The sequence below is a fragment of the Polaromonas sp. P1_F8 genome, from assembly GCF_056405635.1.
Window position 1 is genome coordinate 1 of sequence record NZ_JBFUBS010000002.1, and the last position, 14,761, is coordinate 14,761.

The following is a 14,761-nucleotide window of genomic DNA, read 5'->3' on the forward strand; positions in this document are numbered from 1 at the left end:
CGAGGTGCTCAAGGTGTTCTTCGAGGTGCTCAAGGTGTTCTTGCTTTTGTCGGCTTCGCTGGTGATGGCTGCGCCTTTGAGGTCGGTGGCGCCAGCCACCTTGATGTCGAAGCCGCCGGTGCCGGCGGCAATGCCACTCTGGCCGACTGCGCTCAGGTAGTTGTGGTCGACTTGCTCCTTGCTGGCGCTCAGGTTTCCGCTGACCGTTGTGCCGTAGCAGAACGGTGGGATGCACAGGCTCAAGCCAAAGCCTCCGGTGGTTTGCTTGCTTTCGTAGCGGCTGCTGTCTTGCAGTGTCTCGATGTTGAGCTTGCCGCCGACATCCATCTCCACAGTCTTGCCGGCAAGCTGTGCGCCGATCAGGTTGGTGTCGCTGCCGCTCTTGACGCTGAGGTTGTTGGTCGCCGTGATCTGAGTGTTGTCATAGGTGGTTTCGCTGCCGTCAGCGCGGCCCTTGGCGTTGTTGGCGCCAATCTGGAAGCTGATGCCGGTTTGTTCACCAAACCCGAATGTCACGCCAATGCCGGCCGAGCTGGAGTTGTTCCTGCTCTGGATCTCTGCGGTGTTCTGCGCAGCGGTCAGGTTGACATTTTTCGCAGCTTCAAGCGCAATGTTTTGCGCCTGCAACTTGGCGCCGACCATATTGATATCGCTCTCGGTGGCCTTGATATCTATGTTCTGGGCCTGAAGGTTCGTACCGCGCTGTTCGGTACTGCTTTGGCGGCTGTCCTGGCTGCTGCTGCTGGTGCCCAGGGTTACGCTGACTCCGAAGGCGCTGTTCGCGGGGTCGCTGGCACCGCCGGGCTGGATCTTGTCGGCACTCGCTTTGGCGTTGGCGTTGATCGCTCCAGCGTTCTGGGCCGATGAGTCCGATGCGAGCTTGTACGCGTCGTAGCCGGCCTTGAGCGCGGCCGCACCTTGTAGCCGGCTGTTGTCGCCCTGCCGGGCCTGCTGCGCCAGGTCGGCAATTTGCGTGATCTTGCTGCCGATCACGCCTGTGAGCTGGCTGCCTATGGTCAGGCTTTTGCTTTCGGCGTGGAACTTGCTGCTACTGGTGTTAGCAGCCGCCTGCAGGTCGATCTTATTGGCGCTCAGCTTGATTGTGTCGCCGGCCAGCAGGTCGGCGCCTTGCGTCGTGAGATTGCCTTGGCCGGTGTTCTTGTATTGGGCGTCGGTGCCGGCTGTCAGCGTGAGGTTGCCGGTATTGGCGCTCAGCAGGCTGGTCGCAGAGGTCGTGCTGCTGCCGCTTCCGTCCTGCACAGCGCTGGTCTTGCCGAACATCGTGAACCGCGGGCCAAGGCCTGGCGCGATGCCGATGCTCGTTGAGCTGCTGTGCGAATCGTTCTGTGTGTTCTCAATGTTGGTGGCGGCCAGCACGTTGATGTTGCGGCCGGCGGTGACCGCGACATCGCGATCAGCCAAGACAGCACTGGCATTGATGCTGGCGTCACGGCCGGCTACTACGGTGACATTGCTGCCGCTGACGGTACTGCCGGACTGGCTGACGATTTGCTGGTTCTGGTTCTGGTCTTGCGCGCTCTTGCCGTAGCTGATGCCGCCCATCAGGCTTCCCGAGAAGCCGCTCTTCTTTTCTTCACGGAAGCTGTTGCGGGTGGCGGTGCTGGTTGCCGCTTCAATTGTTACGTCGTTGACGGCCGCCAGTGTGGTCTGCCCATTACCGACCACCGAGCTGCCGCGCACCGTGAGGTTATTGCCAGCGCTGATGCTGACGGCGTTGCCGCTCAGACTGCTGCCAATTGCCACGTTGGAACTGCCGGTGTCGTGCCCCGTCTGGCTCTTGCTGCTGAGAAAGCCGCTGCTCTTGGTCTGGTTGAAAAGGTCGTACTCGCCCTTCTCCCTCGCCTCAATGATGTTGACGTTGTTGGCGGCCACCACGTTGAGCTGGCCGGTGACGGCGTTAACGCTGGAGCCCTGCACGGTGATGTTGCCCTTGCTGCCATCCGGTGCGGTCTGCAGGGCTGCCAGGGTGACGTTGCCGCCGGCCAGCAGATTGCTGCCGACTACGCGCTCTTGGGCGGTGTGGTCGTTGCGCACATAGCCTTTGGCGCGTATGTTTTCGTCAAGCTGGGTGGTGTCGGTGGCGGCCAGGATGTTGAGATTGCCATTGGCGATGACACTGAGGTTCTGGCCCACGCCGATTTGGGCTGCCCTGAGGGTAATGTCTGCACCGGATGACAAAGCCAGGTTGCCGCCGGTTTGCAAAGTGCTGCCCAGGTTGGTGGTGCCCTGTGTGCGTCGCACGCCCACGCCGCTCACGTCTTGCGTGCTCTGCTGGGTCTGGATGGTGTCGACCACCAGGTTGGCGCCGGCGCTGAGGCTGGCGTTGCCCTGCGCGGACACCAGCGCGCCGGCGAGCTTGATGTCGCGCCCGGCGCTGATGAGCAAATCACCTCGTGAGACCACGCTGCCTTGCGGCCCGACTTCGGTGTTGCTGCCGTTGAGGTTGCCGGCGATGGTCTGGCGGTTGATACTGAACTGGCGTGTTACCGCATCAATCTGGATGTCGCGGGCGGCATCAAGCTGCACGCTGTTGCCGCTGATCATGCCGGAGCGGTTGATGATGTCGGTGTCTGACACGATGGTCGTGCTGCCATGGCTCGCGTCGATCAGGCCCAGCTCGTTGGTGACCTTGTTGGCGGCCAGCAGGATGCTGTCTTGCGCTTGCAGGGCGCCGCGGTTGGTCAAATCACCCTTGGCGATGATGCTTACGCTCTTGCCGGAGATAAGCGCGCCGGTCGGGTGCAGGTCTGCCGTGTGGGTCTGGCTCAGGTAGACCACGGGCACCCAGGCCTGGGTTTTGCTGCCGTCTGAGAGGGTCACGGTCTGCTCGACCAGCCAGACGATGTCGCTGGTGAGCTGGGAGATTTGCGCGGCCGTCAGCGCGATGCCGGGGCGCAGGTTCCACTGCTGGGCTACCGTCACGCCGCTGGCCATCAGGGCCTGGTACTGCGCTTCTTCGCTGGTGTAGCCGTCCAGAAAGCGGCGGCCTGTGAGCTGGCCGACCTGGTCGCGGATCAGCTTCTGCTCATAAAACCCGTCGCCCAGCCGCTTCTGGATGAGCGCTGGGTCGGTGTTCAGCGCCGAGAGCATGTAGTCGCTGGACAGCCATTGCCGGTAGCTTGTAAAGCGCGGGTCGCTTTCGATCAGGTAGCGCTGGCCGGGGTTGGTGAGCGGGGGGATGACCAGCGCGCCCAGCGCCGGCAAACTGAAGGCAGCGCCGGCCGGGCCGGGGGAGGCAGGGCCGCTGACGCCGGACTGCCCGGGCAGCGCATTGGTATTGGTGACGGTGGTGGCATTGATGGAGAAAGTGGAGCCCGGGCCCGCGCTCATGGTGCCGCCCACGCGGCTTAGCACCGCGGTGCTGGCCTGCGGCGCCAGGCTTTGCGAGGTGGAGGTGCCGTAGCTGCGGTTCCAGCGGAAGATGGAGTATTCGTCGACCACCGTATTACGGTTCAGCACGGCGCCGATATTGGTCACGCTGGCGGTCTGGTAGCTGCCCAGCGGGTCGGCGTTGCCGATGGTGACGTTTTGCCCGGCGGCGATGTTGCCGTATTCATTGCGCAGGTTGCCGACGTTTTTCAGGATGAGGTTTTTGCCGGCAAGAATTTTTGGCTCTGCCTGCAGCGCGCCCTGCAATTGCTCGTCGGTCACGGTGGTGGTGGTGTAGCGTTCGGTCTCTACCGCATGGCCCCCAATCCACACGCCCGGCTTTTCAGCCAGCGGGTCGATGTGGATGGCCGGGTTGTACCAGCTCAGGTCGGCATAACCGGCCGCGCAATAGCCGGCAAAGCTGTCGACGTAGTTGCCGTACTCGCACATCCAGTAGCCACTACGTTTGAGCAGGGTCTTGCTGGTGCTGCTGCTGGTGCTGGTGATCTGCGGTGCTGCGCGGGTGTTGTTCAGCGTTTCAGCCGCAATCTGCATGTCGCCGTCGGCTTGCAGGAGCGAGGTGTTGTTGTTGACCAGCGTGGTTCGGTTGAGCAGGGTGCCGTCGGCATCGCGGGTGCTGTTGGCGGCGATGTTCAGGGCGTCCAGACTGTAGACGGTGGCGCCGCCGGTGTTGTTGAGGGCGTCACGCACGTAGAGATTGACCTCGGCCGTGCCGGCCACCAGCGCGGCTGCGCCCTGGTTGTTGAGTGTGCCGGCGTTGACGGTGACGGTGTTGCCGGCAATGCCGGCGCTGTTATTGACAGTTTGCGCGGTGACGTCGAGCGTGTCGGCTTCGATGCGGCCGCTGCCCTGGTTGTTAAGCGTTGCGGCTTGCACATTGGCCTGCTGGCCGGCCAGCTTGCCCTGGTTGGTGAGCGTGCCGATGCTGGACACATTGAGCTGGCCGGTGGCCACGATGCGCCCGTCGTTGCTCAGGCTCTGGCTGGCCGATGCATCAAGGCTGCCCCCCTCCAGGCGGCCGGTGGCGAGGTTGTTGATGACAGCGGCTTGCAGGCTGGTTTGCTGCCCGGCGATGGTGCCGCTGTTGGTGAGGGTGTCGGCCAGCGTAATGCCGGTGCGCCCGCCGGCGCTGATCTGCCCATCGTTGTTCAGCGACCTGGCAGCGATGCTGGTGTCGCCGCTACTGGTCACGCGTGCGGTGGCGGTGTTTGTCAGCAGGCCGTCTGCGCTGATGGCAATGTTGCCGGCAGTGGCCGCCAGCGTGCCGGCATTGCGCACACCCAGTCCGGCTTCAGTGCCGACGAGCGTGATCTTGCCGGCATACATGCCGCCCAGTTGCGAGGTGTCTATGCCGAAGGCGGGCGCTGCGCCCACCGCGGCGCCGGGCGCGGCCGTGGCCACGCTCTGGTCGGCATTGACCTGGTTGGCGCCTGCGGTCAGTTTGAGCTCTTTGGCCCAAATGCCGGCATTGACCTGAATGGCCCGGGCCATCAGGCCGGTGAAGTCAGTCTGGCTGCTGTCCAGGCCTGCGCCGCTGATGGTGATCAGGCCCTTCTGGACGACAAAGCCTTCAAGGTTGCCCCCGTTGATGACCGGCGTGCCGGTGGTGAGCGTGGCGCGGCTGGCGTTGATGAAACCGCCACCATCCACGTTGACCCCGGCAGGATTGGCAATGATCACTTCAGCGCGCTGGCCGGCCACCTCGATAAAGCCGCGCAGCTGCGTCGGGTTGGATGAATTGATTTCGTTGAGGATGATGCGCGCGCTTCCGCCCGCCAGAGACGGGTTGCCCTGGATGAAACCGCCCAGTTGCGTCTGCACATTGCTGCGCGAGTTGTTGAGGATCGCGCCCTGCGACTGGATGTCGAACTGGGTGAAGGTGTTGCGCGACACGCCGCCGGCGCTGGGCGTCTGGATATTGACTTGCGGCAGGCCGTTGGCGGTGTTCAGTATCGTGGCTTGCTGGCTTCTGGGGGCGTTGGGGTCGACCACGATTTGCGCCTGCGCTGCGGGAAGCCATTGCAAAGTGGCGCCTACGGTGAGCAGCGCCGCAAAACTCAGGAGCTTGAGCCTGGCAAAGGCGGGGGCGAGCACCGCCGCATCCGTTGCGCCCGCGGGGCCGTTCGTCGCGCCGTTGGCCTTGCCGGCGCTGGCCGCTGTTTCCTGCACGACCATGCGTTGGCCACGTGCTGCGTTGAAGATGATGCGGTGCAGGTGCTTGTTCATAAAAAGTGCTCGATCTCTAAGTTCGGTGACTAGAAGCTGTAATTCAGGCTGACGCCTGCTGTGGTGTTGGCAGTCTGGAAGCCGGTGGGCTTTTGAACGGGCTGACCGACAAAGACGTCGTATTGCAGGCTTTTGATGTTGCCTCGCAGGCCGATCACCATGCCCATCAGACTTTTGCCAATGAGGAATTCGCTCGAAGGCCCGTCGACACGGCCATAGTCCAGGCCCACATAGGCTTCCTGTCCACTACCGCCCAGTGCGACAGCCAGTTCATTGCGCCACAGCCAGCCGCGCTCGGCGGAGAGGGACGATTCACCGTCAAAGCCGCGCACGGTGTAGCGCCCGCCAATGGCGAAACGGTCTTGCGGTGTTAGCGGGGTGTGGTTGGTCTGGCTGCGGAGGACTCCGGTATAACGAAAGCTCTGCCCTGCCGCTTTAAAGGGTGCACTGAGGTTGGCGTCCAGGGTGGTCAATTGCATACGCGAAGTGCCTTCACCAAAGGCTTCCTCCGGTGCGGGCAGGGAGCCGAAAGCGCCGGTACCGCGCTTGTAAGCCAGGTTCAGGTCCAGCGTGGCGCTACCGATAAATTCGCGGTGATTGGCGCTGAGCTCATAGCCGCCGACAATCCGGCGCTGCACCTCAATTTCGGTATCGTCAATGAAATTGCTGGATGTACGCTGGAAGGCACGAGCCGCCAAAGTGGTTTTTCGCGCAGCATCGCGGTAGACCAGGCGGGACAGCTTTACTTCCATATTGCTACTGGTGCCGCTGTAGACGTAGGTTTGGTTGATACCGGCGACAGCCTGCCGGTAATTACTATTGCTGGCCGTAACACCCAGCAGCCAATAGCCGAAAGGCACGGAGTAGTGCATCGTGTCACCGCGCGTGCCACGCTCACCGGCCATGCCACCGCCCAGGTCGCGGTTGAGCGAGACATAGAACAGGTCATTGAGCGTCAACCAGTTGTCATATGACAAAGTGACACCGCCCTGATATTTTCCGGTGGCTTTGGAGCCACTGTCGTCGGCTGACAGCGACACGCGGAACGGGAACGCCTGCCGGTAGCTGATGACCAGGTCGCTCTGGCCGGGCTGCGCATCCGGGCCGGTCGCCGGTTCGATCTGGATGTCGGCCTCTGCCGTGGGCACGCGCTTGAAGTTTTCCAGGGCTTGCTCGATATCGCGCAGGTTGAGCAGGTCGCCAGGTTTGGCAGGGACGGCATTGAAGGCATTGCCGCGGCGGTCGCTTTGGGCAGAAAAGCGTATGGCACGTATGCGCCCAGGCAACACGGTCAATGTAAGGGTGCCGCTTTTGAGGTCTTGCGGCTCGGCCAGGATGCGCGTTGTGACATAGCCGCGTGCAATGACCGCATCCTGCACCCGCTTGAGGACGAGGTTGATACTCTCCGCACCCAGGCAACGATTGAGTGGCGAATCGCTACGATCAGGACCGGATGCGGCATCCAGTGCCCAGATCCACTCGCCCGCATGGGCTTGGTCGCTACCGGCCGCCTTGAGATTGAGTTCGCGCACCGTAAAGCACGGAGATTCCTCCGTGAGTAGCTTGGTGGGCTCAGCCGCTGGTGCCGAAGGCAATCGCACATCCGGCGCGCGCTCCTGCTGCTCACGCAAGAGGCGGTCCCGTTCTTCAGCGCGGCGCTGCTCCTGCTCGGCACTGGTAGATGGGGCCGGTTGGGCCATGGCATGCCCGGCCAGGGCGGCAATAGCCAAGCCGACACACAGGCGCAATGCGCCGGTTTTTTGTTTTACTGATGTTTTGATGCGCGCTGGCACCACCCCGAGTGATACACCCAAGTCATCGTGTGGCTTGGCCAATCACGCTCTCCCTGATTTCGCAGTTGTTATCGCCAAGCCGTGTGCTTGGTGCTGCTCGCTATTTTAAATTTCGCCGGGAGGGAATGTAAGCACTGTTACTTCGGATCAGTCGCAAGTGTTGGTTTTTGCGCCAAGACTGGGGCAATCATTAGATCTCTATCCATATGTGAGAAGACAAGCAGTTGTCTCGCCCCAAGCATCAGGATGCTCACTCCTTGAAGACTGGGATCGAGCCGCTGACGTTTCGTCGGTCGCCGGCGGCGAGCAGGAGCCGTCGCAATCGCTCGATGTTGGCCTCACCCTTGGCCAGTGAGTCTGCAGAGGTGTGCACGGAGTAGCTCCCAAGATGCAAGTCATGGGGATGTGGTGTTGCAGAACCAATCACGAAGATTGCGTCGCCAGTTGAGCCAGCCTTCAATGTGACAGGCTGAACTCCCTGCTCAAAAATGACCAGTTCGCCGGCGTCGGCTGGAGTCTCTCCGATCAAAAGACCGCTGGAGACCGCCATCCAGGCGAGCGGCTCTGCCCCCGGTGGCGTGAACGTCCACTCGGTGCCGGCGGCCAGCCTCACCAGCAGGTAAGTCACACCCTCAGGGGCGCGTGCCGGGCTGCGGGCACCTTCGTAGCTGCCGAGAATCACGTGTGCGGGCCCGGCAGCCGGGACGTGCCTGGCTTCAACGTACTGGCTGTCTACAGCTTCATGCTCAAGGTCGGAACGCAACGCAATCCAGAGCTGAAATCCCTTTGCTCTCGGAGTCGTCCCGCCTGACAGCTCTTTACCGTGCCACACGCCGTTGCCCGCGCGCATCCACTCGAAGCCGCCGAAACCGATGTGACCAGTGCCGTCTGTGGGGTCATCGAATCGCAGGTCTCCTTCGGTGATGACGGTGATCGTCGCAAGCCCCGAATGCGGATGAATGGAGAAGCCTGCTCGCGGGTCGTGGAGGTCAATGTCAAAAAAGTCGAGAAACACGTAGGGCTTGAGCATGTGGCCAAGGTCCGACGGGCTCATCAGGCGGGTAACTGGACCGTGGGTATTGCCGCGCGTCCTGAAGGTGACGCGGCGAAAGCTTTCGTCGGCAGAAATCGGCAGGTCTTTAACTGAATTCATGGTTTTTCTCCTTTCAAACTGCGTCGCCTTAGCGGGTTTGCTGGTAGCCCCCGAAGTGTTTGATCGGTGACCAGGCGGGCAGGATCTCGGGCAATGCCGGCGAAAGCGACTGGTAGTCCTGCGCGCCGTACACCACCCGGCCATCCATGACGGTCAAGACAGAGGCGATGGATTTGATCTGGGATTCCGCAACCTCGAAGTAGTCCCTGTCCAGCAGCACGAAGTCGGCGAGGTGGCCAGGGGCGATCATGCCCAACTCGGTTTCGGCGTTCATGAACCACGCCGCATTGCGAGTGAAGAGCCTCAGCGCTTCGGCGCGTGACAGGCGGTTGTCCCTGGCCAGCACTTCTGTTCCGGAGACCGACTTCCCCGACACCATCCAGCTGATGCCGACCCATGGATTGAACGAGGACGCCCGGAAGGCGTCTGTGGTCATGGCCAGGGGGATGCCACTATCGACGAGCTGACGCAGGCGGGGAGTCAACAAGGCCTTGTCACGACCGTGCGTCTTGATGAAGCCGTCGCCGTGCATCGCCATCTTGGCGTCCAGGGCGATGCCACCGCCCAGAGCCTTCACCCTCGCAATGTTTGCGGGACTGATGGTCTCGGCGTGTTCAAGACTCCACCGCAGGCCGTCGAGCGGCATCTTCTCGTTCAGCTTCTCGAGCGCATCGAGGAAAGGCGTGATGTTCTCGTCGTAGCTGATGTGCTCGCGAAAAGGAATTCGCCGCTGGACCAGCCTGGAGATGTCCCGCTCCACCAGTTCCCGCATCTTCTGCGGCTCGATGATGACCGCCGGGCGGTCGAAGTTCTCGTGATCGTGGACATCCACCGACAGCAACTCGCCGGCACCGCGGTAGACGTGGCCGTGCGCAAGTTGCGGGTGCAAGTTGTGCCCCGGACTGATAGGCGCAGTCTTGGTGATCGCCTGGATCTGCGCGTCCACCACGTTGAAGGCGGCACCTTCTCCAAACTGGATGTCCACGAAAGGCATGCGGATGTTGAGGCGGTTGTCGCGGGCGACGACGTCCACGGTGCGCTGGGCCTTGGGATACCCGCGAAAGCCCGTGCCCGCATCGACGATGGACGTGACCCCGAAACGGTTGAGGCTGTGCACCGTCTGGACCAGTGAACTCACCTCCTCATCGAAAGAGAGCTGGGGAACCATGGTCTCCAGGGCGATGAACGTGAACGTGTAGCCATGAACCACACCGGTGTACTTGCCCTGCGCATCCTTCTCCAGCTCGGTGCCCGGCAGCTTGGGAAATCTGTCAGTGCCCACGCCGAGGGCGTCCATCGCCTGCTGGTTCATGAAGGCGCGGTTGTAGGCGTACTGCACGATGAGCGGGCGATTGGGGACGGCCCGGCGGAGTTCTTCCAGGGTGGGGAAGCGGTTCTCCTCGAACTGGTAGGGAGACCAGCCGCCAATCACTTTCACCCAGTGGCCTTCCGGTGTTCGTTTGGCTTGCTCACTCAGCATCGCCAGGGCCTGGCGCAGCGTCGGCACGCCTTCCCATCGCAGGGTGTAGTTGTATCCGCCCTCGTTAAGCACATGGGTGTGCGCGTCGATGATGCCCGGGATGAGCCGCCGGCCGCGGGAATCAATAACCCGGGTGTTCGCGTTCTTCAAACCCAGCACCTCGGCATCCGTGCCGACCGAGTAGATGCGACCGTTTTTGACGGCCACGGCGGACGCCGCGGGTTGTCCGGGATTGCCGGTGAAGATCCTGGCGTTGTGCACGATCAGGTCCGCGCCTGGCGCCTCTTGCCTGGCTTGCGCATAGGTGTTGGTCAAGCCATTCACCACCATGAATCCGATCAGTAGTATCAACTTCACTGCTTACTCTCCATTTGAGGGATTTGAAAGAACACCACCCTGCGCCGATCTCGATCAGCGAACCGAACTCCGCAGCGGTGTGCGTTAAATGTGGATATGACCTGCTTGATCCGGCACAGTCATTGATCGTTTTTGCTTGCGGCAGCACGATTCACTGATGGTCTTGGGCGCATCTTTGCATCTTTCTTTGTGGTACGGTAGACCTCAAATTTGCGTATCTGTGTCGCAAAAACAGGAACACTGGATGGATATCGAAGAACTGCGAACCTTCGTGGAAGTTGCCGACGCGGGAGGCATCACAGCGGCCGCCGTTCGTCTCGGCATAGCCAAGTCCATCGTCAGCCGGCGGCTCATCAAGCTTGAGTCGGAGCTGGGGGTCCAGTTGCTCGCCCGCACCACGCGGGGCGCATCTCTGACGGAGGCTGGTGCGACATTTCGTGACTATGCGGCCAGGGCGTGTGCAGACATAGAAGTTGCCAAAGAGACGATCCTGCCCGCCGGCGAGCTTCGCGGCCGCTTACGCGTCGCGGCGCCACTGTCCTTCGGCCCTACCCACTTCGCGCCCGTACTCGCCGAGATGGCGAGCCGGCATCCACAGCTTCACATCCAGACCTGCTACAGCGACCGGTTCGTCGACCTGGTCGCTGAAGGCTACGACTGCGCAATTCGCGTTGGCCATCTCGCGAACTCCAACCTGGTCGCTCAATGTGTGGGCCCTGTGAACGGGAGCCTGGTCGCAAGTCCTGCCTACATCAAAGCGCACGGCGCGCCTCAAACCCTGGGCGAACTCCTTGATCACGAAGCGCTGATGCAGGGTACGGAAACCTGGCAATTGATGAATGAAGGCAAAGTCGTCTCTGTTCGACCCCAGGGCCGCTTCAAAGCAGATAACGGAACTGCTCTCGTCGCCGCGGCGGTAGCGGGTTTAGGCATCGGCTACTTGCCTCTTGGACTCACACGTCCTTATCTGGCTTCCGGTGCATTGGTGACCGTCATGCCGCAACATCCCACCAGACCAGCAGGCGCGTACGTTGTGCGCCCACCGGGTCAGCATCCCGCGCGGAAGATCAGGGTGTTGACAGAAATGCTGACGGACTACTTCAGCAAGTTTCCCGATTTCAATTTTGGGGAGCTCGAGATAACAAAATCGCGGAAACAGCGCGCAATTTGAGGCCAATCCGCACGTGACAGGTGGCCTGGGTGGGGGCATCCTCTAATTGGAGAATGGATTTGGCGTTTAGCAGCAATGCGCTGCGCTACGATGAAACGAAAGGGAGCACCTATGCCACGACGCCGAAGACCGAAATACTTCAGATCGCTTGTAAACCTGTTGCCAGGACTGGTGGCCGGCGGAGGGGCCGGTGTCATCAGCCGTTTTGACGAGTGCTCAATGATGCCGGCCACTGTTGAATGCCCGGGACTGATCCCAGCCTGGGGTTATCTCGTGGCATTTGCGGTGGTTATTGGATCAATCGCCTGGACCTGCTGGGCTTGGTACAAAGATCACGTCCGCGGCGACTACCAGATCGACGTGATGATGGGTAAGGACAGATACAGGAACTGACCAATCAGCCTGCGCTCAGTCATTGCCATTGATCGAAAAGATGGACGTGTGACGATACGGGGGAATTCCCGCCGCCATTCCCCAAAAATGCCCGGATGTCCAAAGACGAGATGAGATGATCTGAAACAAAAAAGCCCCGATTTACGGGGCTTTCAGGGCATTTCTCAGATCAATCTGGATTTCTCTGGATGCAATTTTGGCGGAGAGGGTGGGATTCGAACCCACGGTACCTTGCGGTACGCCTGATTTCGAGTCAGGTACATTCGGCCACTCTGCCACCTCTCCAGTGTGGAGCCGATATTCTAGCAGCCCAGAACGTGGCCCCCACGGTCGCTCACTTCGTGTAGCTCCCTGCCCCCCCGAGGGGGCCGCCCGCCTGCGGTCTGGCTAAGCCAGTCCCGCGGCTCATGCTGGGTTTAAGACGCCCTACTTTCCAGTTGGCGCCAGCACCTTGATGCCGCCCATATAAGGCTGCAGCACTTCCGGCACGGTGACTGAGCCATCGGCGAGCTGGTAATTCTCCAGCACGGCGACCAGGGTGCGGCCTACGGCCAGGCCGGAGCCATTGAGGGTGTGCACGAACTCGTTTTTGCCTTGTGCGTTCTTGAAACGGGCCTGCAGGCGGCGTGCCTGGAAGGCTTCACAGTTGGAGACCGAGCTGATTTCTCGGTACGTATTTTGTGCGGGCAGCCACACTTCCAGGTCGTAAGTCTTGGCGGCGCCGAAACCCATGTCGCCGGTGCACAGCAGCATGACGCGGTACGGCAGGCCGAGCTTTTGCAAAATCACTTCGGCGTGGCCCGTCATGGCTTCGAGCGCTTCGTAGCTTTTGTCGGGGTGCGTGATCTGCACCATCTCGACCTTGTCGAACTGGTGCTGGCGGATCATGCCGCGGGTGTCACGGCCGTAGCTGCCGGCTTCGGACCTGAAGCAGGGCGTATGGGCGGTGTACTGAAGCGGCAAATCCGCTTCAGCAACGATTTCATCGCGCACGAAGTTGGTCAGCGGCACTTCCGACGTGGGGATCAGGTACAACGCGGTGCTTTCGGCCTCGGCTGCGCCTTCTTGCCCGCCTTTTTTGGCAGCAAAGAGATCTTCTTCAAACTTGGGCAACTGGCCGGTGCCACGCAGCGAATCGCCGTTCACGATGTAGGGCGTGTAGCACTCGGTGTAGCCGTGCTCTTGCGTCTGCACGTCGAGCATGAACTGCGCAAGCGCGCGATGCAGGCGTGCGAGCTGGCCCTTCATCACGGTAAAACGCGAACCGGTCAGCTTGGTGCCGAGTTCAAAGTCCAGTCCCAGGGGCTGGCCCACGTCAACGTGGTCTTTCACTTCAAAAGCGAAAGCCGGCGGCTCGCCGCCCGGGCCTTCAATCGGGGCCCATTTGCGTACTTCGACATTGCCGGCTTCGCCCGCGCCCTGCGGCACGCTTTCATGCGGCAGGTTGGGCACAGCCAGCAGCAGGGTTTGCATGTCGCTCTGGATCTGGTCCAGGCGGGCAGCGGATGATTCGAGTTCGGCCTTGGAAGCGCTCACCTGGGCCATGATGGTGCTGGCGTCTTCACCCTTGGACTTGAGCTGGCCGATCTGCTTGGACAGCGTGTTGCGCTGGTTCTGCAGCTCTTCGGTGCGGATCTGCAGGGCCTTGCGTTCGGCCTCCAGCGCCTGGAAGGCTTCCACATTGAGGAAGGCTTGCGGGGTTTTACGGGTCTCCAGCCGGCGAATAGCCGAAGGCAGGTCTTTGCGAAGCAGGTTGATATCTAGCATGGGGCCATTGTATTTTGTAGGACTGCGGTGGACAGGGCCCGTTCAGCTCAGTTCAGGCTGGCCGGGTCCAGGTTGGCGCCGCAAATGATGAGGCAGACTTTTTCATCGGCGCGTGGCAGGTAGCGGCCGCTTTGCAGTGCGGCTAGCGGCAGGGCCGCGGCAGGCTCCACGGCCAGTTTCAATTCTTTCCACAGCCATAGCTGCGCGGCGCGTATCGATTCGTCGGTCAGTAACAGCGCATCGCGCACATGTGCCTGGGTGGCCTCCCAGGCCAGGCTGCCGATGCGTTTGGCACCCAGCGAGTCGGCGGCGATGCCGCCAACGGCCACGTCCACCGGCTCACCGGCCTCGCGGGCTTTGTACAAGGTGGGCGCCAGCTCAGGCTCCAGCGCCACCACACGGCTGCGCTGCTCAAACCAGCTGGCCACGCCGCCTATCAGGCCGCCACCGCCCACGCTGACCAGCACGGAGTCGGGCACGCCGCCCTGCTGCTCGATCTCTGCGGCCATCGTGCCAGCGCCGGCAAGCACTTCGGGCTGGTCATAGGCATGTGTCAGCAGCGCGCCGGTTTCCTGCTGGCGCGCCAGGCAGGCTTTCAGCGCGTCGGCGTACGCCGCGCCCGTCACCACCACCTCGGCACCCAGCGCGGCCAGCTTGGCGCGCTTGGCGGGCGTCGAAACTTCAGGCACAAAGACTTCGCAGCGCACGCCCAGCTCGCGGGCCGCGGCGGCTGTGGCAATGCCCGCGTTGCCGCCGGAAGCCACGATCACGCCGCTGGCCGGAATGGGATTGGACAGCAGGCGGTTGAGCATGCCGCGCGCCTTGAAGCTGCCGCCGGTTTGCAGGTGTTCGAGCTTGAGCCAGACCTCAGCGCATTCCACGCCCAGCGCCTTGCCAGGCAGCTTCCATAGCGGGGTTTTATGAATAAAGTGGCTGTAGCCCGCTTCGAACGTGCGCAAGCAGCTCTCAATTTGATAGCGATTGGTCATATTGGAAAAAAGAACAAATCA

8 protein-coding genes and 1 tRNA gene are annotated in these 14,761 nt (G+C 61.8%); 2 read left to right on the forward strand and 7 right to left on the reverse strand.

Translation table 11 applies throughout. The features are described from left to right. The 4 genes from AC1D1J_RS08945 to AC1D1J_RS08960 all read right to left on the reverse strand — a co-directional run. Positions 1–5,637: hemagglutinin repeat-containing protein (locus tag AC1D1J_RS08945; protein ID WP_477694497.1), on the reverse strand; the 5,637-nt coding region annotated here is incomplete at its 3' end. 29 nt (positions 5,638–5,666) lie between these two features. Beyond that, the gene (locus tag AC1D1J_RS08950) at positions 5,667–7,337 is read right to left on the reverse strand and encodes a ShlB/FhaC/HecB family hemolysin secretion/activation protein (RefSeq protein ID WP_477694782.1); all 1,671 of its coding nucleotides are present in this window, start codon (positions 7,335–7,337) and stop codon (positions 5,667–5,669) included. Positions 7,338–7,680: 343 nt separating this feature from the next. After that, positions 7,681–8,583, reverse strand: coding sequence for a pirin family protein (locus AC1D1J_RS08955; RefSeq protein ID WP_477694498.1), 903 nt, complete (start codon positions 8,581–8,583; stop codon positions 7,681–7,683). Between the two features lie 28 nt (positions 8,584–8,611). Further along, positions 8,612–10,387 carry an amidohydrolase gene (locus AC1D1J_RS08960; RefSeq protein WP_477694783.1) on the reverse strand — a complete coding sequence of 592 codons (1,776 nt, stop codon included), beginning with the start codon at positions 10,385–10,387 and terminating at the stop codon, positions 8,612–8,614. Positions 10,388–10,664: 277 nt separating this feature from the next. On the opposite strand from AC1D1J_RS08960, the gene AC1D1J_RS08965 reads away from it, so the two are divergent. Both AC1D1J_RS08965 and AC1D1J_RS08970 read left to right on the forward strand, forming a co-directional pair. Next, a complete protein-coding gene (locus tag AC1D1J_RS08965) occupies positions 10,665–11,591 on the forward strand; it encodes a LysR family transcriptional regulator (protein WP_477694499.1) in 927 nt (308 codons plus the stop codon). A gap of 111 nt (positions 11,592–11,702) precedes the next feature. Next, positions 11,703–11,984 (forward strand): hypothetical protein, encoded by a 282-nt coding sequence (locus AC1D1J_RS08970; RefSeq protein ID WP_477685972.1) that lies wholly within the window; start codon positions 11,703–11,705, stop codon positions 11,982–11,984. Between the two features lie 197 nt (positions 11,985–12,181). Here the strand turns inward: AC1D1J_RS08970 and AC1D1J_RS08975 are convergent. From AC1D1J_RS08975 to AC1D1J_RS08985, 3 genes are all read right to left on the reverse strand, one after another. Next, positions 12,182–12,269: transfer RNA gene (locus AC1D1J_RS08975), tRNA-Ser, on the reverse strand. 141 nt (positions 12,270–12,410) lie between these two features. After that, a complete protein-coding gene (gene serS / locus AC1D1J_RS08980; RefSeq protein ID WP_477694500.1) occupies positions 12,411–13,751 on the reverse strand; it encodes a serine--tRNA ligase in 1,341 nt (446 codons plus the stop codon). Between the two features lie 47 nt (positions 13,752–13,798). Further along, the gene (locus AC1D1J_RS08985; RefSeq protein WP_477694501.1) at positions 13,799–14,740 is read right to left on the reverse strand and encodes a threonine/serine dehydratase; all 942 of its coding nucleotides are present in this window, start codon (positions 14,738–14,740) and stop codon (positions 13,799–13,801) included. Positions 14,741–14,761 lie beyond the last annotated feature (21 nt).

Bases quoted from the DNA above. Each gene is read 5' to 3' on its own strand.
- AC1D1J_RS08950 (WP_477694782.1), bottom strand. From the start codon at position 7,337: ATGGCCCAACCGGCCCCATCTACCAGTGCCGAGCAGGAGCAGCGCCGC.
- AC1D1J_RS08955 (WP_477694498.1), bottom strand. From the start codon at position 8,583: ATGAATTCAGTTAAAGACCTGCCGATTTCTGCCGACGAAAGCTTTCGC.
- AC1D1J_RS08965 (WP_477694499.1), top strand. From the start codon at position 10,665: ATGGATATCGAAGAACTGCGAACCTTCGTGGAAGTTGCCGACGCGGGA.
- AC1D1J_RS08970 (WP_477685972.1), top strand. From the start codon at position 11,703: ATGCCACGACGCCGAAGACCGAAATACTTCAGATCGCTTGTAAACCTG.
- serS (WP_477694500.1), bottom strand. From the start codon at position 13,751: ATGCTAGATATCAACCTGCTTCGCAAAGACCTGCCTTCGGCTATTCGC.
- AC1D1J_RS08985 (WP_477694501.1), bottom strand. From the start codon at position 14,740: ATGACCAATCGCTATCAAATTGAGAGCTGCTTGCGCACGTTCGAAGCG.